20 protein-coding genes are annotated in these 21,087 nt (G+C 46.4%); 8 read left to right on the top strand and 12 right to left on the bottom strand.

All coding sequences use genetic code 11. The features are described from left to right. Positions 1 to 116: 116 nt before the first annotated feature. Positions 117 to 290 (top strand): YtzI protein, encoded by a 174-nt coding sequence (gene ytzI, locus P8596_RS19385; protein WP_224522108.1) that lies wholly within the window; start codon positions 117 to 119, stop codon positions 288 to 290. A 41-nt stretch (positions 291 to 331) separates the two neighbouring features. Here the strand turns inward: ytzI and P8596_RS19390 are convergent, their stop codons facing one another. Further along, a complete protein-coding gene (locus P8596_RS19390; protein WP_034765503.1) occupies positions 332 to 805 on the bottom strand; it encodes an S-ribosylhomocysteine lyase in 474 nt (157 codons plus the stop codon). A gap of 177 nt (positions 806 to 982) precedes the next feature. Between P8596_RS19390 and yidD the strand changes: the two genes are divergently transcribed. From yidD to P8596_RS19415, 5 genes are all read left to right on the top strand, one after another. Beyond that, the gene (yidD, locus tag P8596_RS19395) at positions 983 to 1,219 is read left to right on the top strand and encodes a membrane protein insertion efficiency factor YidD (protein WP_061810775.1); all 237 of its coding nucleotides are present in this window, start codon (positions 983 to 985) and stop codon (positions 1,217 to 1,219) included. A gap of 152 nt (positions 1,220 to 1,371) precedes the next feature. Beyond that, on the top strand, positions 1,372 to 2,298 hold the full coding sequence (locus tag P8596_RS19400) for a metal ABC transporter solute-binding protein, Zn/Mn family (RefSeq protein WP_347815195.1): 927 nt from the start codon (positions 1,372 to 1,374) through the stop codon (positions 2,296 to 2,298). A gap of 126 nt (positions 2,299 to 2,424) precedes the next feature. Next, positions 2,425 to 3,783: a cytochrome ubiquinol oxidase subunit I gene (locus tag P8596_RS19405; protein WP_224522107.1), complete on the top strand. Its 1,359-nt coding sequence runs from the start codon at positions 2,425 to 2,427 to the stop codon at positions 3,781 to 3,783. An 18-nt stretch (positions 3,784 to 3,801) separates the two neighbouring features. After that, entirely contained in the window at positions 3,802 to 4,833 is a 1,032-nt protein-coding gene (locus P8596_RS19410; protein ID WP_279724773.1) for a cytochrome d ubiquinol oxidase subunit II, read from the top strand. 117 nt (positions 4,834 to 4,950) lie between these two features. Then, a complete protein-coding gene (locus tag P8596_RS19415) occupies positions 4,951 to 5,673 on the top strand; it encodes a 3-ketoacyl-ACP reductase (protein ID WP_279724774.1) in 723 nt (240 codons plus the stop codon). A 41-nt stretch (positions 5,674 to 5,714) separates the two neighbouring features. On the opposite strand, the gene P8596_RS19420 is transcribed toward P8596_RS19415, so the two are convergent. The 7 genes from P8596_RS19420 to P8596_RS19450 all read right to left on the bottom strand — a co-directional run bounded on the left by P8596_RS19420 (position 5,715) and on the right by P8596_RS19450 (position 13,623). Next, complete coding sequence (locus P8596_RS19420; RefSeq protein ID WP_224522105.1) at positions 5,715 to 6,086, bottom strand: VOC family protein; 372 nt, start codon at positions 6,084 to 6,086, stop codon at positions 5,715 to 5,717. Between the two features lie 80 nt (positions 6,087 to 6,166). Then, positions 6,167 to 7,276: an o-succinylbenzoate synthase gene (gene menC, locus P8596_RS19425; protein WP_279724776.1), complete on the bottom strand. Its 1,110-nt coding sequence runs from the start codon at positions 7,274 to 7,276 to the stop codon at positions 6,167 to 6,169. Beyond that, positions 7,266 to 8,756, bottom strand: a complete 1,491-nt coding sequence (locus P8596_RS19430) for an o-succinylbenzoate--CoA ligase (RefSeq protein ID WP_279724778.1) — start codon at positions 8,754 to 8,756, stop codon at positions 7,266 to 7,268. Before P8596_RS19430 ends, menC begins: the two co-directional genes overlap by 11 nt. Positions 8,757 to 8,845: 89 nt before the next feature. Continuing rightward, the gene (gene menB, locus P8596_RS19435; protein WP_279724780.1) at positions 8,846 to 9,664 is read right to left on the bottom strand and encodes a 1,4-dihydroxy-2-naphthoyl-CoA synthase; all 819 of its coding nucleotides are present in this window, start codon (positions 9,662 to 9,664) and stop codon (positions 8,846 to 8,848) included. A 15-nt stretch (positions 9,665 to 9,679) separates the two neighbouring features. Beyond that, the gene (gene menH, locus P8596_RS19440; RefSeq protein ID WP_279724782.1) at positions 9,680 to 10,489 is read right to left on the bottom strand and encodes a 2-succinyl-6-hydroxy-2,4-cyclohexadiene-1-carboxylate synthase; all 810 of its coding nucleotides are present in this window, start codon (positions 10,487 to 10,489) and stop codon (positions 9,680 to 9,682) included. After that, entirely contained in the window at positions 10,470 to 12,224 is a 1,755-nt protein-coding gene (gene menD / locus P8596_RS19445; protein WP_279724783.1) for a 2-succinyl-5-enolpyruvyl-6-hydroxy-3-cyclohexene-1-carboxylic-acid synthase, read from the bottom strand. The genes menH and menD overlap by 20 nt, the downstream gene beginning before the upstream one ends. Next, the gene (locus P8596_RS19450; RefSeq protein WP_279724784.1) at positions 12,217 to 13,623 is read right to left on the bottom strand and encodes an isochorismate synthase; all 1,407 of its coding nucleotides are present in this window, start codon (positions 13,621 to 13,623) and stop codon (positions 12,217 to 12,219) included. Before P8596_RS19450 ends, menD begins: the two co-directional genes overlap by 8 nt. A 305-nt stretch (positions 13,624 to 13,928) precedes the next feature. On the opposite strand from P8596_RS19450, the gene P8596_RS19455 reads away from it, so the two are divergent. Continuing rightward, positions 13,929 to 14,852, top strand: coding sequence for a 1,4-dihydroxy-2-naphthoate polyprenyltransferase (locus P8596_RS19455; protein WP_224522323.1), 924 nt, complete (start codon positions 13,929 to 13,931; stop codon positions 14,850 to 14,852). On the opposite strand, the gene P8596_RS19460 is transcribed toward P8596_RS19455, so the two are convergent. Next, positions 14,821 to 15,006, bottom strand: coding sequence for a hypothetical protein (locus P8596_RS19460; RefSeq protein ID WP_279724785.1), 186 nt, complete (start codon positions 15,004 to 15,006; stop codon positions 14,821 to 14,823). The genes P8596_RS19455 and P8596_RS19460 overlap by 32 nt on opposite strands. A gap of 408 nt (positions 15,007 to 15,414) precedes the next feature. Here P8596_RS19460 and P8596_RS19465 point away from each other — a divergent pair, with 408 nt between their 5' ends. Then, positions 15,415 to 16,179 carry a TraR/DksA C4-type zinc finger protein gene (locus P8596_RS19465; RefSeq protein ID WP_254652208.1) on the top strand — a complete coding sequence of 255 codons (765 nt, stop codon included), beginning with the start codon at positions 15,415 to 15,417 and terminating at the stop codon, positions 16,177 to 16,179. Positions 16,180 to 16,215: 36 nt separating this feature from the next. Here the strand turns inward: P8596_RS19465 and P8596_RS19470 are convergent, their stop codons facing one another. From P8596_RS19470 to P8596_RS19480, 3 genes are read right to left on the bottom strand one after another with little or no spacing between them, the layout of a single operon-like run. Next, positions 16,216 to 18,621 carry a glycogen/starch/alpha-glucan phosphorylase gene (locus tag P8596_RS19470; protein ID WP_254652209.1) on the bottom strand — a complete coding sequence of 802 codons (2,406 nt, stop codon included), beginning with the start codon at positions 18,619 to 18,621 and terminating at the stop codon, positions 16,216 to 16,218. Continuing rightward, positions 18,611 to 20,056 carry a glycogen synthase GlgA gene (glgA, locus tag P8596_RS19475; RefSeq protein ID WP_254652210.1) on the bottom strand — a complete coding sequence of 482 codons (1,446 nt, stop codon included), beginning with the start codon at positions 20,054 to 20,056 and terminating at the stop codon, positions 18,611 to 18,613. The genes P8596_RS19470 and glgA overlap by 11 nt, the downstream gene beginning before the upstream one ends. After that, entirely contained in the window at positions 20,053 to 21,081 is a 1,029-nt protein-coding gene (locus P8596_RS19480) for a GlgC family sugar phosphate nucleotidyltransferase (protein WP_159362632.1), read from the bottom strand. Before P8596_RS19480 ends, glgA begins: the two co-directional genes overlap by 4 nt. Between the last annotated feature and the right edge of the window lie 6 nt (positions 21,082 to 21,087).

Below are 21,087 nucleotides of genomic sequence, written 5' to 3' on the forward strand. Positions count from 1 at the left end.
CTATATTCAGAATACCAAACATTCAATGGAAAACATAGGAAACGTCATAAAAATGTTGTTTTTTTCTCCTATATGGCTGATCCTTATATGGTAAAATAGTGAAAAAAGGGGGTTTCATGATGTCAATGACTCTTGTTCTGATTATTGCGGTTGTCATATGTATCCTGGTGATTTTCGTCAGTGCCCTTACCACGTCCAAAGCCTATACAACCGTTAAACATACAGTCGATCCACTCGAAAACAATCCTCACCTCGAACAGATGAAACAGGATGAGGAAAAGAAAGAATAAATTCAAAAAAACCACCGCTCATGATGAACGGTGGTTTTTCATTATGCAAATACTTGCTTCAATTCTTCATTGCTCTGACTCAACCAGAAACGCATCAGTTTCTTGGCCCCTTCCAGGTCATGAAGCTTCGCCTGCCCGCATTGCTTCTCATTGGCTGCAGGAATTTCTTCGATTTCTACCGCTTCTTTCATGGTAGCATTCAACAGGTCGATGATCTCTTCCACTTTCGGCTCACCGCTAACGACTAAATAATAGCCTGTTTGGCAACCCATCGGGGAAATATCAATAATATCAAAATGAGCATACGGCTCAGCATATTTACGGATCGTGAAGGCTAATAAATGCTCAAGAGTATGAATGGAATCAGGCTTCATCGCCTGCTTGTTCGGCTGACAGAAACGGATATCAAACTTATTCACAAGTCCGTCGCTTCCCACTTTATGGACACCGCAATGTCTCACATATGGTGCTTTCACTGCATCATGATCTAATTCAAAGCTTTCTACTGAAGGCATTAAAATCACTCCCATTTAGTTTCTACTTCATAGTATAACGTAAATTCATAGTTATTTCATCAACTTAATCTGAATTAGACGAAAATCCTATTTTCCCACCCGGGCTGACAGGCCAAAACCTTTCAATCCCCCTCCAGATTCTGATATAGTAAAAGAAAATCAACAGGGAGACGGATCATGAAACGAGTATTGTTAGTATTGTTCAAGTTTTACCAGCGCGTCATTTCTCCTCTTAAACCCCCTACTTGCCGCTTTTATCCTACTTGCTCCCATTACGGTGTCGAAGCCGTGAGCCGGTTTGGTGCACTAAAGGGCGGCTGGCTGACGATCAAGCGGATCGTGAAATGTCACCCATTTCATCCTGGAGGGATCGACCACGTGCCGGAAGAATGGCCAAGGCAAAAAGATAAATGATTCAGGCTGGCTCCAAATCGGGAGGCAGTCTTTTTTAATAAAAAAAATCCATTTATCTTGCTTATTCCCCTTATCGGTAGTAAAATAACCTTTGTGCTAAATCGTAATCATTACAGTTAAGGAACGAACACCACTAAAAAGGAGGATTCCTCTTGAACTATATTCGCATGAGTTTGCTATTATTATTGATTTTCGTATTGTCTGCCTGCGGAGCCGACTCAGGTCAGGACGGCAAAAAGAAAGATAGGTTAGAGATTTACACAACCGTCTATCCACTGGAGGATTTCACCAAAAAAATCGGCGGGGACTATGTGGATGTTGAAAGCATCTACCCTCCTGGGGCCGATGAACACACCTTCGAACCATCTCAGAAAGATATGATGAAGATGGCCGACGGGGACGTTTTCTTCTATGTTGGAATGGGTCTTGAAGGATTCGTTGAAAACTCCAAATCTCTATTAGAAAATGAAGGCGTTACTGTGGTACCGGCAAGTAAAGGAATCGAATTGCCTCATGAAGAAGAGGCTGATGAACACGACCATGACGACCATCACCATGATGTGGACCCTCACATATGGCTGGATCCCGTATATTCGAAGGAAATGGCCAAGAACATCGCCGACACCCTCTCGAAGGAAATGCCCGAGCATAAGGATGAGTTCCAGGCTAATCTTAAAACGTTGTCGAGTGACCTGGACGAGTTGGACACGGAGTTCAAAAAGATGGCTGACAATGCGCCAAAGAAGACATTTTACGTGTCCCACGCCGCCTACAGCTATTGGGAAGAACGCTATGGACTTCACCAGGAAGCCATCGCCGGCTTGAACACAGCCAATGAACCGTCCCAGCAGGAGCTGAAGGAAATCATCGAAAAAGGAAAAAAAGACGATGTTCAATACATCCTCTTTGAACAAAACGTCTCTTCACGACTGACAGAAGTCGTCCAAAATGAACTCGGTGCGAAGTCACTGACACTTCATAATTTATCTGTCCTTACAGCAGATGATCGAAAAAAGGATGAGGATTACTTTTCACTGATGAAAAGGAACATTGATACGTTGAAAAAAGCATTGCAATAGAATAAGTGAAAAGAGCAGCCACGGTGGCTGCTCTTTTTTAAACCCTCCCTCCTAAAAAACATGAATATTTTTTTCCATTAAGTGGACAATAAGGAAATGTTAAAGACTAGTAAGGGAGATTTGAAAATGGATGAATTAGTAATCGCTCGGTCCATGTTTGGGATCACAATGGGGTTTCATATCATTTTTGCCACACTTGGAGTGGGTATTCCGTTAATGATCCTCGTGGCCGAAATCATGTTTCAACGGACCAATGACCTGGATTATTCCGTGATGGCGAAGCGCTGGACGAAGGCGTTTGCCGTCCTGTTAGGGGTGGGAATCCCTACAGGGACGATCGCCGGCGTTCAACTGTCACTCCTTTGGCCGGGGTTCATGGAGGTCATCGGGCGCGTCATGGCCCTGCCGTTTCAAATTGAAATCTATGCTTTCTTTGTGGAAGCATTGTTTATGTCCATTTATGTGTATGCAGCAAGTCGAATCGCACCGTGGATGAGGATTGTGAGTCTGGTCCTTGTCGCCATCGGCGGTCTTGCTTCAGCCGTACTGATCACCAATGTACATGCGTTTGAAGGAACGCCTGCCGGATTTGAAATCATAAACGGGCAAATCACCAACGTAGATCCGTGGAAAGCATTCTTTAATCCGAGTTTCTTCGTGACGGCCGGACACGTGGCGTTATCGGCCTATGTAGTCGGGTCGTTCACGATTGCGACGGTATCCGCATTTAAAATGCTCCGTTCTTCTTTCGGATCAAGGATTTATGCCTTTCACCGCAAATCGCTCATGATTTGCTTATTAGTCGGGGGTGTCTTCGCATTCTTGACCGCCATCAATGGACATGAATCAGCCCAGAAGCTCCATGAGTATCAACCTGAGAAACTGGCTGCAGCGGAAGGCTTGTTCGAAACCCAGACTCATGCCCCGCTTTCAGTTGGAGGATTCACCGACCCAGTCACTCAAGAAGTGAAGTGGGGAATTGAAATTCCGTGGGCCCTCAGTTTCCTTGCCGGTAACAGTTTCGATACGGAAGTGATCGGATTGAACGATTTCCCCGAGGAATATTGGCCGCCTCTATTCGTCCATACACTCTTCAACGCGATGGTCGGGATTGGCTCACTGCTTATCTTACTGTCACTGGTCGCATATGTATGGAACAAGTTACTTAAGAAAGACCGATTCCCGAAATGGCTGATGTGGGCATTCGTCGCTGGTGGGCCGCTGTCGATCCTGGCCATCGAATTCGGGTGGATCTTCGCCTGTACAGGCCGACAGCCTTGGACGATCTACCGTATTCTCAGTACAGAAGACTCTGTGACCACTTCAGGGAACTTAGGAACCCTATTCATCCTATTCGTTTCGGTTTATGCGATTTTGGCTGTTTCTGTCGTTCTGGTTCTTCTCTATTATTTCAAACGGAATCCACCTGAAAAGGATATTAACAAAGCGGAAGCGAGTCAGAAGGATATACCTTTATCAACTTAAACAGCAGGAGGTGAAGATATGACACAATCATTGATTGCCATCACGATCCTATGGGGATTCGTTTTTATCTATGCCGTCATGGCAACGATGGATTTCGGTGCAGGATTCTGGTCGATGATCTACATCAATCATGACAAAACGAAAGCGACGAATATCGCCAATCGCTATCTGTCCCCGACCTGGGAGGTCACCAATACATTCATCGTCGCCCTGGTCGTCGCCGTGTACAGTATGTTCCCTGGAGCCGCCTATTCGTTAGGTACCGTATTGCTCGTTCCAGGAAGCCTGATTCTTTTACTTCTGGCCCTGAGGAGTGCCTTCCTTGTATTCTCTCATGTAGCAGATGACTACAGAAAGCCGCTGACCTACGTCACAGGGATCACCGGCTTATTGATTCCGGGCCTGCTCATCAGTGTACTGCCCATTTCCCACGGCCCTTATATTGACTTCAGCGACGGACAGACCCTTCACTTGGGAAAATTGTTTAGTAGTCCACATGAATATGCCTTCTTCGGTTTCGCCGTCGCAAGTACGTTATTTCTGTCATCTCTACTTCTCGCTGACTATTCCAAGGCTTCAAAGGAATTCGAAGCCTTCAAGGTATATCGCCGGGACGCTCTGATCATCGGTCCCATCTCGGTTATCATGGCCTTTCTCATCATGTTCACCATGAAAAGTGAGGCAAGATGGATTTACGATCTTATGATGGATGACCTGCCAATTCTACTCGTCTCCCTTCTCGGGTTCCTCGTCGCCGGAGGTGCTTTGTTCCTGCCGACGAATAAGGAAGGGATGAAAGGGATGCCCCGGGTGGCCGTCATTGCCGTTACCTTTCAATATGTACTGGCAAGCTATGTGTACGGTAAAGCACATTTACCTTATATCATCTATCCTGAGGTTACGATTCAATCGGGTTTTACCGACCCAAACTCCTTTAAGGCTGTATTCATCACCTATATCGTCGGGTTCATCATCCTGTTCCCTGGTTTTGTCTACTTCTGGAGTTTATTCATGAATGATAAAAGGTACTTGCGGCAAAAAAGTGAATAAGCGCGCTCCGGGACTCCCGGGGCTTTTTTCATTCTGATCCTTCAGGTAGATTAGTTGCCTATCCGCACTCCTACACTTTACACTTACGATAGAACCTTATGGAAAGGATGATGAAAGATGGCACAATCGATTAAAGGCAAGACGGCTTATATTACGGGGGCTGCCCGGGGAATCGGAAAAGCGACTGCATTAGAGCTTGCCCGTGAAGGCGTGCATGTCGGGTTGATCGCACGTACAGAAAGCACCCTGGCAACAGTGGCGGAGGAAGCACGATCCCTTGGAGTGAAAGCCAGTGTGGCTGTAGCGGATATTTCCGATATGGAACAAGTGGATACGGCCGTTTCAAAACTTACAAATGAATTGGGACCGGCAGATATCTTAATCAATAACGCCGGTATCGGAACGTACGGCTCGTTCCTGGATATCGATCCCGAAGAGTGGAAGCGGACCTTTGAGGTCAATGTATTCGGAACCTACTATGTAACCCGTGCCGTCCTGCCCCAACTGATCGAAAAGAATCGGGGGGACATCATCAATATCTCATCCAGCAGCGGTTTGAAGGGTACTGAAGGAAGCACGGCATACAGTGGATCGAAGTTTGCCGTCCAAGGAATGACAGAGGCACTGATGCAGGAAGTCCGAAAACATAACATCCGTGTCATGACCCTGAATCCGAGCCTGGTGGCAACGGACCTGACCTTTGGAGATAAGCTTGACGAAGCAGACAAAGAAAAGTATATGCAGCCCGAGGATTTGGCAGAGCATATGGTATCACAGCTGAAATTACACCAGAGGATCTTCATCAAACAATCCCTTCAGTGGGCGACAAATCCGTTTTAAATGAATGAAAGAAAGCCAGGGAGCATGCGCTCTCTGGCTTTTTACCGGTGTTGATCGACAAGGATGGTATTACCGTCTGGATCTTCAATCGTGAAACTGGCTGGTCCTTCGCTTGTTTCATCCGCTTCAGACAGCATCGATATCCCTTTTGCTTTCAGATTCTTTTGAAGGTCTCGAACGTCCGTAAAAGATTCTAGATTTTCCGCATTTTGATCCCAGCCTGGATTAAACGTCAGGATGTTCTTTTCAAACATTCCCTGGAACAGACCGATAATACAACTTTCATTCTTCATGATCAACCAATTTTGATCGATATTCCCGCCCATGACTTCAAATCCAAGGTTTTCGTAAAATGATTTTGATAAATGGATGTCTTTTACACTTAAACTAACAGAAAATGCACCTAGTTTCATGGTTCCTCCTCTAATGATTTTCTTTAAGTATAAAGGGACATGTTTGAAAATACAATATTTCCCGTTTTATATTCAGGTGATCAGCGGGAGGACAATGTCTCTTTATAAAATGTGACTTCTTTCAGGCGTGCCCGATTTAACTCCACTCCAATCCCAGCTCCATCCAGACGATCCGCGACACCATTTTTCACAATAATCGGAGAAGAGATGATATCCTCCTCCCAATACTTCGAGGACGAAGAGATATCACCGGGAATCCGGAATCCTTCAAGGGTGGAAAGCGCCAGATTATGAGCCCGGGACACCCCGAATTCGATCATCCCGCCGCACCATACCTTGATCCCGTTTTCCCGGCACAACCGGTAGATCTCAAGCGCACTCGTATAGCCCCCGACCCTGCCAAGCTTGATGTTAACCACTCCACAGCTATTCAAATGAATGGCACTCTTCATGTCGTGGGGGGTCACGATGCTTTCATCGAGGCAGATCGGCGTGGTTATCTCCTTTTGTAATAAAGAATGTTCAATTAGATCATCGACCCCAAGCGGCTGTTCGATCATCTCTAAATCAAATTCATCCAAAGCCTGAAGCTGTGATTTGTCTTCCAGCTTATACGCTGAATTGGCATCGGCTAAAAGAGAGAGGTCAGGGAAATGGGTACGTAATTCCTTTACAATTTCCCTATCGGCACCCGGGGAAATTTTCAGCTTGATCCGCTGGTACCCTTCCTCCACCAAATCTGTGGTCTGTGCGACCATCTCTTTCAAGGTACCCGATCCAACCACAGCTCCGGCAAGAATTTCTTTTCGCGTCCCGCCGATCATGTTCCATAGTGGCTCCCCTTGCTTCCTTGCATAAAGATCCCATAAGGCCATTTCAAGGGCAGCCTTCGCCATGGCATTTCCCCGTACCGCTTCGAACCGCTTACCGATTTCCCCAGGATGGTAAAATGTTTTACTGTTCATGAGGGGGATCAACACATCCTTCAGCATATGAAAGGATGTTTTCACCGTCTCTTCTGTATACCATGGTGTGGAAAAGGCGACACCTTCCCCCAGTCCGCACATTCCATCAATGTCCCTGACTTCGACGATGATGCCTTCGCGGTCTTTAACCGTCTGAAGATGGGTCACAAATGGCTTTTTTAAAGGCATGGAAATAATGTGAAGGGTGATGGATTCAATCTTCATCTGCAACCATCCCTTCTTCCCACTGCTCTCTTAAAACTCTCCTCAGCAATTTGTTTGACGCATTCCGTGGGAGTTCATCTACAAACACGAATTTTTTCGGACATTTATAAGACGCCAGGTTCTTCTTGCAGTGTGTTACGATATCCTCTTTTGTCAGATGGTCTTTCTTTACAACGAACGCACACGGCATCTGTCCCCATTCGTCACTTGTAATCCCTGCCACACCTGCATCCTCCACACCGGCACAGCTGAGGAGGACACTTTCGATTTCAGCCGGATACACATTTTCCCCTCCGGAAATGATCAGGTCCGAACGCCGGTCCAGGACAAATAAGAACCCTTCTTCATCCACATATCCGATATCCCCCGTATGAAACCAGCCGTCTACAAAGCTTTTGGCGTTGGCTTCCTCCCTCCGGTAATATCCACCCGTCACATTCGGGCCTTTCACAAGGATTTCGCCTTCCTGGTTCGCCTTGGAGGTTCCTTCTTCACTCTTGATTTTTAATTCAGAAGGGAAGAGGGGCTTTCCGGCCGATCCGAGCTTTGTCATACTGTACTCCGGCGACAATGTCACGATCTGAGAGGCGGTCTCTGTCATACCATAGGTTTGGAAGACCGGCACCCCTTTTTCTTTACACTTCTGCAGTAATGGAAGTGGCGCGGGACCACCGCCCAACAACATGCAGCGGAAACTGGGATGATAGGTTTCATCCCCCATGTCGTTCAACAAACGGGAAAGCATATTGCTGACAACCGACATGATGGTGACATTCCCTGACATCAATTCACGGTTGATCCCTTCCACATCGAAGGTTTCAAACAGACGCACGTTCATTCCGTAAACAATGCTTCGCATCAGGATGGAGTAACCACTGATATGAAAAAGGGGTACGGAACAAAGCCAAGTATCATTTTCATTTATACCAAGATTCAGGGAAGAACCAATGGCGCTCCACCAATGGTTGCCGTACGATTGGAGGACACCCTTCGGCGCTCCCGTCGTACCTGATGTGTACATGACCGAGCATGCTTGGTCCAATTGAAAATGATCCTTCACCTCAAAGTGTGTCGGGGCAGTGTCGAATAATCGAGAGAAAGAGACTCCCACCACTTCTTCCCCTAAAAATGAAAGCTTCCCTACAAATTCATCATCATAAATGACCGTCCCTAATCCCATATCTTGAATCTGGAAAGAAAGTTCATTTTCACTTAACTTATTGTTTAACAGTACAGTCGTGAAACCGAGCTGTTGAATGGCATGAACAAGGAAGACAGACTCCACTTTGTTTTTAATCATGAGTCCCACAAAAGGATGAGACGAATGTTTTACGATGGTATGCAGTTGTTCCCCGATCGAAATGGCTTTCTCCCAAAGCTCACTAAATGTATACTCCACATCCCCATTGCTTAACGCCTTCCGGTCAGGGGTTAAAAACGCTCTTTGTTTCAGCCAGTTAGGTAATTCCTGTGTAGTCATCCTGTCATTCTCCATTCCTTTCGAATTGATTCATTTTCATTTGAAAAAGCCTGATGAATCCATGTCAGATTCATCAGGCCACCCTCAAATCAAGGGAAACGAGGGAATTGTCCGAAGTCCGGCTTACGCTTTTCTTTGAATGCGTCGCGTCCTTCTTTTGCTTCTTCCGTTGTGTAGTAGAGAAGGGTAGCGTCACCTGCAAGCTGCTGCAGACCTGCCAGTCCATCTGTATCTGCGTTGAATGAAGCTTTTAAGAAACGAAGGGCAGTCGGACTTTTCTCAAGCATCTCTGAAGCCCATTGAACGGTTTCCGCTTCCAGCTGCTCATATGGCACCACTGTATTGACAAGTCCCATTTCAAGTGCTTCCTGGGCATTGTACTGACGGCATAGGTACCAGATTTCTTTCGCTTTCTTGTGACCGACGATGCGTGCAAGATATCCTGCACCGTATCCAGCGTCAAAGCTTCCTACTTTAGGACCTGTTTGTCCGAAGATCGCATTGTCAGCGGCGATCGTAATATCACATACGACGTGAAGGACGTGTCCGCCTCCGATCGCATAACCGGCTACCATTGCAATGACCGGCTTAGGGATCACACGGATCAGACGCTGTAGGTCCAATACATTCAAGCGAGGAATTTCATCTTCCCCTACATATCCACCATGACCGCGTACACGTTGGTCTCCGCCTGAACAGAATGCCTTCTCACCTGCACCTGTTAAAACGATGACACCAACCTTGGAATCGTCACGTGCATAAGCAAATGCATCGATTAGTTCCATGACGGTTTTAGGACGGAATGCGTTACGAACTTCTGGTCGATTGATCGTAATCTTAGCGATTCCATTGTATGTTTCGTATAAAATATCTTCGTAATTTCTTTCTGAAACCCATTCAAAATCCATTGGTTTGTTCCTCCTTTATGTAGTTAACAGTAGTTCCTCTATTATTGTACCAAACTTTCGCGATTCTTCCACATGAATTGCATGACCGGTGTTGGAAAATGTCAGGATTTGAAAACTGGGATTGAGCTTTTTCATTTCTTCTGCAATCTGAACGAACTTATGATCCAGCTCTCCCACGAGTAACCGGACTGGGAATGTCAGTTCACCAAGCCGGTCCCATAAAGAATCCTGAGCCCCGGTCCCCATCCCTTTCAAGCTATGGGATAAGCCTGTGGCCGATTGGCTCAGGCGCTGTTGCCTGATGTCGGAACGCTCTCTATCCGATAGCCTTTTCTGAGATGCGAACAAGGGAATCTCCTGCCAGAAATCGACAAAGTCTTCGATGCTTTCCCTTTCTATTCTGTCCGCCAGTGCATGATCCTTCTTCCGGCGATCTGCTCTTTCTTCACTCGTCCTCAATCCAGGAGAGGCGCTTTCCAATATCAATGCCTTCACTTTTTCAGGATAAGTCAAGCTGAAGTGAAGGGCCATACGCCCACCCATTGAATACCCGACCAACACGGCGTTGTTGATGTCGAGCTCATTCAGCAGAGTGTTTATATCTGCTGCAACCCGCTCCATGGTGTATCTTGTGACGTCTCTCGGGGACTCCGTACGGCCATGACCGATCAAATCAATGCTGACACACCGATAGTTCACAGACAATTGATCGGTGACCCTGGACCACGTTGTTGTGTCGCCTGTGAAACCGTGAAGGAAAACCAAAGGGTCTCCCTCCCCTTTCACTTCTACAAAATAACGGATATCATTCACTTGAAGAATCAAGATCTTCACCCTTTAGGTTGTTCGTCATTTCCCGGGAAACAAAATTCCACAATTTACGATGATTTGCTACATTTTCTTCTCTATTGGTCACAACCTCAATGATCTTTATCCCCTTGCTTTGCTCTGCTTCCTGAAGAGCAGGGATGAATTCTTCCTCGTTTCCAACATGGAAATAATGTGCTCCGTATAGTTTGGCTGCATGAGCAAACTCCAAGTCCATCGGGGTTCCGAACAGGTCTTCGAAGTGAGTCTGGTCACCCGCTTGAGGCAGGTAGGAAAAGATCCCGCCACCATTATTGTTCATCACCACAATCGTCACGTCCAATTGATATTTCCTTGCTGTCAGTAACCCATTAAGATCATGGAAAAAGGCTAGATCCCCAATCAGGAGATACATCGGCTGAGATACCGTACTCATACCAAGAGCCGTGGATACCACGCCGTCAATCCCGTTGGCTCCGCGGTTGGCAAAAATCCGCTGGGACCGGTCATTCGTGAAAAAGTATGTATCCAAATCACGGATCGGCATGCTGTTACTGGAAAACAGGGTGGATCCTTCAGGCAAATGCTGGATCAACTGATGGACCGCCATCCCTTCATCCCAGGATTGGTGACCCTTGACGAGTAACCCCTTCGTTTCCTTATTGACACGCTTCCACTTTTCCAGCCAGTCCATATTCCTTCGCCCACTTTGGTCCAAAAAGCTTTGACAAAACAGGTTTTCCCCGCAGTGGATGAAATCGGTGCCTCGTGCCGTCGGATCCTGCCACTCTTCCCCTTTACTCACAACCCACGCCGGGATTTCCGGCAGGCCTTTCAGGAACAGCATAAGAGCCTTCGAGACCGGCATGGCACCGAAACGGATAATAAGATCTGGCTGAAGTGATTCTTTCAGTTCATCTATTCTTAAGAACGTGTCGTAGCAATCCATGATATTGTCTTTGGAATGGGTCCCGCTCCGGACGAAGGACAGTGGGTCCGCTACGATCGGCAGCGCATATTCCTCAGCAAATCGGACAATGGACGGAACAGCTTCTTCACTTAGCCCCGGTCCGCACACGATGAGGCCGCGCTTCGAATTCATTAAAGTTTCCTGAAGTTCATTCTTGAAGTCAGAAGATAGCTGTCGGTCCCCTTGAAGGACCCTCTTAGCCGGTCTTCCACTTGAGAATTCTACTTTTTGTAAATCCGGGATCAACGGTTCCCTAAATGGGAAATTATAATGAACCGGACCTTCCGGATACGCAGTTGAAAGAGCCACACCCCTGACAGCAGATGATCGTGCATACTGCAGCATCGACGGGATGCTTTCAGGCAACGCCATATCGATGGACCATTTCACATGCTTCCCATAAAGATCGATCTGATCAATGGCTTGAGGGGCACCCACTTCCCTAAGTTCATGGGGCCGGTCGGCCGTCAGCACGATGAGGGGCACCTTAGCATAACGAGCTTCAATGACAGCAGGATAGTAATTGGCCCCGGCCGTCCCGGAACTGCATAGGATGGCGACGGGCTTTTTCTTAGCCTTGGCGATCCCCAACGCAAAAAAAGCCGCAGAGCGTTCATCCACATTGATGTACGTCTTCACCCCGGGATGATGCGCAAATAACAACGCTAAAGGAGTAGAACGAGAGCCGGGACTGATGACGACTTCGTCTACTCCATTTCCAACCAATTCTTCCATGAAGGCCGCTAAATAATCTGTCAGTTTCTTTTGATGTTCATCATTCATGTACGGTCCCTCCTAATGCCCGGAGCATCGGCCGAAATTTCATCTGTGTTTCCTTAAACTCACTTTCAGGTTCAGAGTCGGCTACGATCCCGCACCCTGCATACAAGTAGGCCTTGTCTCCCTGAAGGAGGCCTGAGCGAAGGGCCACGGCATATTCACCATTTCCATAGGCATCGATCCAGCCGATGGGAGCGGCATATAGACCACGGTCCATATCTTCCTCCTGCCTGATCACATGCATCGCCTTGTCCCTCGGGACACCACCCAGTGCGGGAGTGGGATGCAATTTTTCAACAAGGCTCAAAAGCGACGTATTCTCGGATGCCTGTCCGATGACCGGTGTATAGAGATGCTGGATATCCTTGAGCTTCATAAGCTGTGGCGTAGAAGGAATCGAAAGTGTGTCACAAAATGGGTTGAGTGCCTGTTGGATGCTCTCCACAACAAGCTGATGTTCGTATCGGTTCTTTTCATCCTCAAGGAGCTCCTCCCCAAGTCTCTCATCACGTTCCAGGGTATCCCCCCTGGCGATCGAACCCGCAAGGCAGGTGGAGAGGATTTCTTCCCCTGTTTTCTTTACGAGTCGTTCAGGAGTTGCACCGATAAAGCAGCTTCCTTCCCATTCAAAACTGAATACGAAACTGTCCGGCTGCTGCTTCCACAGATTATCCAAGACGAAATCAGATGATACCTGTTGGTCGAATGACACTTCACATTTTCTTGCAAGGACGACTTTATCCATCTCACCCTTTTGCAGCCGATTCACCACACTCTGGACGGATCCCTTCCATTCTTCAGGTTTCACATCACGGTTCCCGATCCACTCAGGGCGTTCGGGAATGATGGCCTTTCGGGCGTTTGCAAGAAGTTCTTCCTTTAATCTGATCCGTTCATGGAATGAGCGTTCATCTTCATCCGGGTGACAGATGACATTCATCGTCAAGTAGTTCGTTTTTTCAGGCTTTGTTAACATGAACATCGGGAGTTGGAATGTCCCTGTAGAGAATTGATTCCATTCTTCACTATTATCATTCAACGGGTCAAAACGGAACCCACCGAATAATAGTGGGCCAGTTCCTGCCCATTTATCTCCTGTCACGATCACAGATTCCTGGGTAAAGCGCTTCCACTCGTTCTCAACGGTAAAAAAGCGCCCTTCTTTTTCATCTGTAGACAGAATATGAGCCGCTCCGATCCCTACCAGCGTGATGGTATGATCGCGGTCCTTCCATAGAAAGCGCTCTCCATGAAAAGAGTTCCCTCCATAATAAAAAGAAAGAGGGTCCACGGCATCCACTTCCTCCACTATACTGAGAAGGACGGGGTGATGTATTTGTTTAGCCTTCATTCTGGCTGTATCATATGCTTTTTCAATATTGGTCTTATGGATGGTAACCAATTGAATTCCCCCAAACAAAATCACGTACAATAGTCAAACTTACTATAAGATACACCTGTCCTTATGGTGTGTCAACGGCGTTCAAGACATGTTTACAATATTTATCCTTATTATATATATAATAAACCCTTTTTCTTCTTTTGAGAAACCAAAAGCTTTGTAAATGTCCTCAATTACTGGAAAATAGAACCTTCACGAATTTGTAGAAAATGATTGACAGTCCCCTTCCCTTTACCTACACTTTAATCTGTAAAGGAATTGTAATGTTTTCTGAAAATTCCTTATTGCGTAAGGGAGAGAGTATGATGGAACAACAAGCATCCAACGTGTTGGAATCAGATAAAGGGTGGAAGATCTGGTGGCAATTGACCCGGCCCCACACTCTTACAGCGGCATTCGTACCTGTACTGTTAGGGACGGTACTTGCGCTGCAATTTACGAAAGTGGACATTTTGCTGTTTGCAGCCATGCTGGTTGCCTGCCTGTTGATCCAGGCGGCCACAAATATGTTCAATGAATATTATGATTATAAAAGGGGCCTGGATACAGAGCACTCGGTCGGGATCGGCGGAGCGATCGTCCGTAATGGGGTCAAACCATCAACGGTCATCAACCTTGCCTTTTCACTTTACGGGATCGCCCTCCTGTTAGGCATTTATATCTGTCTTAACAGTACATGGTGGTTGGCGCTCATAGGAATAGTGTGCATGGCAGCGGGGTACTTTTATACTGGCGGACCAATGCCAATTGCTTACACACCATTCGGCGAAATCGTAGCCGGATTTTTCATGGGATTTGTGATCATCCTCATCTCATTTTACATCCAGACCGGCTATATCAATGGGGACAGCGTCCTCATCTCGATTCCGGTTTCCATATTGGTAGGTTCCATATTATTGGCCAACAATATCCGTGACCTCGATGGCGACAAAGAAAACGGCCGCAAAACCATCGCGATCCTGTTAGGAAAAAAAGGGGCGATCATCCTCTTAGGCAGTATGTTTGTCGTTTCCTACGCCTGGATCATCGGATTGGTCGTTACAGGGATCTCATCCCCATGGCTGTTCGTAGCCTTTTTGAGCATCCCTAAAGCAATCAAGGCCACAACAGGATTCATCGGGAAATCACAACCCATCGAAATGATGCCCGCCATGAAAGCAACCGCACAAACCAATACCATCTTTGGTTTCCTGTTATCTATTGGATTATTACTTGCTTATATGCTGTAGAAAGATTTAGGTTCCCTTGATAAACCGCTGTTGATTTCCGTGCAAGACTTCGCTTTCCTCGGGCGGAAGGCGAGCCTCCTCGTCGCTGCCGCTCCTGCGGGGTCTCACCTATTCCGCTTTTCCCGTAGGAGTCTTCGTCTTGCACTCCAATCAACAGCTAGAACCGTTAAAATATAAAACAACAAAATCCGAACGAATTCGATTTTCTAATGAAGAATATCGAATGATCGTTCGGATTTTGTTTTGACTAAACCAGTTCCTTTTATTGTTTTCTCTCTTGGTCCTTCAATTTCTGATGCTTATCCTTTTTAAGAAATATAAAACTAATGTTGATTGGAGCGGAAGGTGCTCGACTCCTGCGGGAAACGCGTGAAAGTTGAGACCCCACAGGGCTTTAGCCCGAGGAGGCTCAACTCACGCCCCGCGGAAAGCGAGCACCTGCAGCGGAAATCAAGTAGCAATGGCTAATTGACCAGCTCGAAAATAACCTTTTATGTTTTAACCTCCCCACTTTCGGATAAAGTATGGTTAGGACAAGATTTAAGCGAACATAATGAAGGATGTGAAGAAATTGCTAACAGACAGCCAAAAACAGTCATTAAAACAAGAATTGGTTCAACAGGAAAAGCAGTTAAAGGAACATTTACATCAGGATTTAGATAATCTTCACCATACAAACGAACGCGATAACTCAGGAGAACTTTCCCTTTACGATAACCATCCGGCCGATATGGGTACAGAGTTATATGAACGGGAGAAGGATTTTGCCATTGATGATCATGCGAAGCTTGAACTGGATAAAATCCAACAGGCCCTGCACGCGATCGAAGCCGGTACGTACGGAGAATGTAAAGAATGTGGACAGGATATCCCTTACGAGCGTCTCGAAGTCATTCCGACCACCCTTTATTGTAAGGACCATACCCCGGAGAAGTCGACACCGCAGGATAGGCCGGTGGAAGAAGACGTGCTGCAGCCGCCAGTCGATAATGAATTCAGACATGAAACCGATGGGAATGTGCGCGACGATCAGGACAGCTTCCAGGAAGTCGGCCGTTTCGGGACATCGGAAACCCCATCCGACTTTGAAGGGGATCACGAGGATTACTCAGACCTGTATCAGGATGAGGACACATCGGAAGGGTTCACCGAGGATTTTGAATCATTCGTCGGGACCGACATGGAAGGATCGAACCGTAAAGCCTATCCGTCGAAGACACATGAAGAGTATGAGGATATGCTCGATGAAAATGATATGGAGTCCCCTCTGGGTGACATCCCCTATAAAGATGGAGACAGCTACGTTTCAGACAAGAAGAAAAAATAGAAAAAACGCTTGGGATCCGATTCCCAAGCGTTTTTTCTATTTCATTAAACTCCCCTGTGCAATGCCCCATATGTCCTTGGCATATTGCTCAATTGTCCGGTCACTGGAGAAATAGCCCGAATTGGCAATGTTCTGCAGGCACATCCTTGACCAGTGCTCTTTGTTTTCATACGCCTTTCCGGCCTGTTCATGAACCCTTACGTAGGAATCGAAATCCCTCAGGACAAAGAATTGATCATTTTCAGTCAGTAACGAGTCATAAATCGTTTCGAAATGATCACCAGCATCCGGCAGGGTATCATCGATCAATTGATTCAACACCTTTTTGATCCTTGTATCATAGTGGAAATACTCCATTGCATAATAGCCTCCATGGTGTTGGTATTTCATCACTTCCTCAGCGGTCAAGCCGAATATGAAGATGTTATCATTCCCGACTTGTTCCAGGATCTCGATATTTGCTCCATCCAGTGTTCCAAGGGTCAAAGCACCGTTCATCATGAACTTCATATTCCCCGTACCGGACGCTTCCTTACTGGCCGTTGAGATTTGCTCGGACAAGTCAGCTGCCGGGATGATCTCTTCTGCAAGGGACACCCGGTAATTTTCAAGGAACACGACTTTAATGCGCCCTTTCACGAGCGGATGGTCATTTACGAGATCTGCTACAGAGTGGATCAACTTAATGATTTTTTTGGCATAATAGTAACCCGGGGACGCCTTTGCCCCGAAAATGAATGTCCGTGGATGAAAATCAAATCCCGGATCTTCGACACAGCGATTGTACAGGTGAAGGATATGCAGGACATTCATTAGCTGACGTTTGTACGCATGAAGCCGCTTCACCTGGATATCGAATATGGAAGACGGATCGACAACGATACCATTGCTTTCATATATCAGCCCGGCAAGCTTTTGTTTATTTCCCTGCTTCACATCATACAGGTCTTTTAGGAATGCCGTATCATGGTGATACTCCTTCAGCTTCACCAGTTTGGAAGGGTCTTTGATCCACTCATCCCCGATCGAAGAGGTAATCAGGTTCGAAAGGGCTGGATTGCTATTCAGGAGCCACCTTCTATGGGTGATCCCATTGGTCTTACTATTAAATTTCCCAGGATAATATTGATAGAATAAGTTCATTTCCCGCTGCTTCAGGATTTCTGTGTGAATCTTTGCCACACCGTTCACACTGAAGCTTCCTACAATGGCAAGGTGGGCCATTTTGACTTCATCATGAGAGATGATCGCCATGTCCTCTATCCTCTTCCACTCACCGGGATACTCTTTCCATAATTCCCTGCAGAATCGTTCATTGATTTCATTCACGATCATGTGGATGCGGGGCAGGAGGGGCTGGAATATACGGAGCGGCCATCTTTCCAGTGCTTCTGACAGCGTCGTATGGTTTGTATAGGCGAATGTATTCGTGGTGATTTCCCATGCTTCTTCCCATTCAAAGGAGTATTCATCCAGAAGGACCCTCATCAGTTCCGGGATGGCAAGAACAGGATGGGTATCATTGATATGGATTGAAATATTCTCATGCAGTTCCTTCAGATCGCCATTTCGGTAAAGGTACGAATCCAGAATGGAGCGGATACTTGCTGACACCAGGAAGTATTGCTGCTTCAAGCGCAGGATCTTCCCTTCCTCATGGGTATCGTCTGGGTATAGAAATTCCGTGATGGCTTCTGTATCCCGCTTGTATTTCATCATATCTTTTCCCGCTTTATAAGCAGCAGGCTCGGCACTCCATAAACGAAGCGTGTTGACCGTCGAGGTTTCGAACCCCACTACGGGCATATCATAGGGAACCGCCGCGACGATTTCTGCATCTACATGTCGAAACCTTAGGACATCCTTTTCCGTGTAGGATTCCACCTTCCCCCAGAAAGGCACTTCAACGGTAAGGTCAGATTTGCGGACCTCCCACACATGTCCATGACGCAGCCACTGTTCCGGAAGCTCCATCTGAAATCCGTTCACGATCTTTTGTTCAAACAATCCATGCTTATAACGGATACCATATCCATGGCCGGGTAAATTGAGGGAAGCCAGGGAATCCAGAAAGCAGGCGGCTAAACGGCCAAGACCGCCATTTCCCAGTCCTGCATCGTGCTCAACCTCTTCCATCTCCGCAAGGTCGATTCCAAGATCGAGAAGCCCTTTATCCACAATTTCGTAAATCCCCAGATTCGTCAGATTTTGTCGGAGCAGACGCCCCAGCAGGAATTCGATGGATAAATAATACACCTGCTTTTGTTTATTGAACCGGTACTGCTCATTCGTATGGATCCAGTTCATCGAAATATATTCCCGTATTAAATGGCCCAATGTGAAAAACTGGTCCTGTCTGGTGGACTCAGGAAACGTCTTTCCATACATCATTTCAAGCTTCTTCAGAAACAATTCTTTGAATTCAATCGGATCAGAAAACATGGCTTTCACTCCTTGATACCAGGTCAGCGTATAGTTGATTATACTTAAAGGCCGATTGGGCCCAACTATAATCCTTATTCATTGCATTACGTACAATATGATTCCATGTTTCCGGATCTTCGTGGAAATACGATAGAGCTCTTCGATAGGTGTAAAGCATATCGTGAGCATTAAAGTTTTTGAATGAGAAGCCGTTGCCGCTCTTCGTCTCCTCATTATAGGATTCAACAGTATCGTTCAGTCCGCCTGTCTCCCTTACAAGTGGCAGGGCTCCGTATCTCATGGCGATCAACTGCCCCAGCCCGCAAGGCTCGAACTTGGAAGGCATCAGGAACAGGTCACTGGCAGAATAGATCTGTTTCGCCAATTCTTCATTGAAGCCGATCTGTACTCTGACCTTATCAGGATACGTCCACTCCATTTCCCTGAAAAACTGTTCAAACTCCCAATCACCTGTCCCCAACAGGACAAACTGGACATTTTCCTGGATCATCTCATGAAAGACGCCCCTGATAAGTTCAAGACCCTTTTGGTTCGTCAGTCTCGAAATGATGGACACAAGTGGTATTCCTTCTTCCTCACGAAGTCCAAGGCTTTTTTGCAGATGTTGCTTCGCCTGCTTCTTCCCTTGAAGATTCCCGCTGAAGAAAGGAAACTCCCCGTCATCAGGATTATACACTTCATCATCAATCCCATTAAGGATCCCCAATAATTGGTTATACCGCTGACCTAGTATATTATGAAGCTTTTCCCCGTAGTAAGGCGTGAGGATTTCTTCTTTATACGTAGGGCTCACCGTTGTGACAAAGTCTGAAGAAATGAGCGCTCCTTTCATGAAATTGATATTCCCATAAAATTCGAGGTATTCATGATGAAAATACCTCTCTGGGATAGCCAGTAAGTCCGTCATCACTTCTTTAGGGTAGATTCCTTGAAATTGCAGATTATGAATCGTGAATACGCTGCGGATGAATGAGTAGCCCGGTCTCTCCTGATACTCGCTTCTGAGTAAGAACGGAACCATGCCCGTATGCCAATCGTGACAATGAATCACATCAGGATAGAAATCAAGAACAGCGATGCTTTCCAACACAGCCCTTGTAAAATAGGAGAATCTTTCTCCATCGTCAAAGTATCCGTATAATCGCTCCCGGTTAAAGTAATATTCATTATCCACAAAATAATAGGTCACGCCATTTTCACTGTACTCTTCAATGCCACAATACTGATTTCTCCAGCCTACCGACACGAAAAATTCTTTCTTCCGTTTCATTTTTGAACGGAATGCTTGAGGAATCCCGCCGTATTTAGGCAGAATCACCCTGACATCCGTGCCTAAACTTCTTAACTCCTTGGGCAGAGCACCAGCAACGTCGGCCAAGCCCCCGGATTTAATAAATGGGACACACTCAGATACTACAAATAACACTTTCACGAATTCATCAGCGCTCCTTGAATCATCCCTTTGCGAATGACGATTGGATTGTTTGCTTCCCCGATAAGCTTGACACCATCTTCTATCCTCACATCTTTATCCAGAATCACATTCTCCAGTACACAGTTATCTCCAATTTGGCTCTTCTGCATAATGATGCTGTTAGAAATTGTGGTATTCCTGCCAACCTTCACCGCTCTGAACATAGTAGAATTCTTCACTTGGCCTTCAATGAAGCATCCATTGGCGATGATGCTGTTTTTCACGCTTGCAGCCGATGTATAGCGTGTCGGCGGCTCATCCTTCACTTTCGTATAAATGGGCATATCTTTCTTGAACAGCTCTTTCCAATAGGATAGGTTCATAAGCTTCATGCTCGCATCATAGTATTCTTCAATGGAATCAATCGTTTGAACAAATCCTGCATGCTCATAGCCGCACACCTTGAATCCGCTATCCATGTCGTCCACTACATCCTGCATACATGTGTAGCCCGTTTCACGCCTGTTCTCGACCAAATCAATCAATGTAGACGTTTTGACCAAGTACATATCCAAGGAGCTGCCGTTGTGACGCATTTCCGTTATATCACAACCGATACGGATATGACGTTCCAGTACGGGTTGATAATCGATGTTACATAACGTGAAGCAATTGCTGATCAGGGCGTACTCCTGGGTACTGCGTCTGAAGTAGTCCATATGATGGGCAAAGTGATTAAAGGACCCTACACCCTCTTCATTCGCTTCCAGTCCAGGAGCAGGAAAGAAAAACAAGCCATCCCGCTTCCGGTTCAGATCCCAGTTCTTGCCTGATCCGAGATGATCCATCAGGGATCTGTATTGAAACTTTGGAAAGATCGCAACGCTGCCGATATCGGAATTCACCATATTGGAAAGGACAAAGTCAATCAACCGGTATCTCCCGGCAATCGGAAGGGCCGCCAATGAGCGATGTAATAATAAATCCTCCAAGGAATCGTAGTAACTCGTAGCATCAATAACACCAAGCATCGTATTTTTCAAAACACT

The organism is Rossellomorea sp. DA94, assembly GCF_029834455.1.
In the GTDB taxonomy this organism is placed as follows: domain Bacteria; phylum Bacillota; class Bacilli; order Bacillales; family Bacillaceae_B; genus Rossellomorea; species Rossellomorea vietnamensis.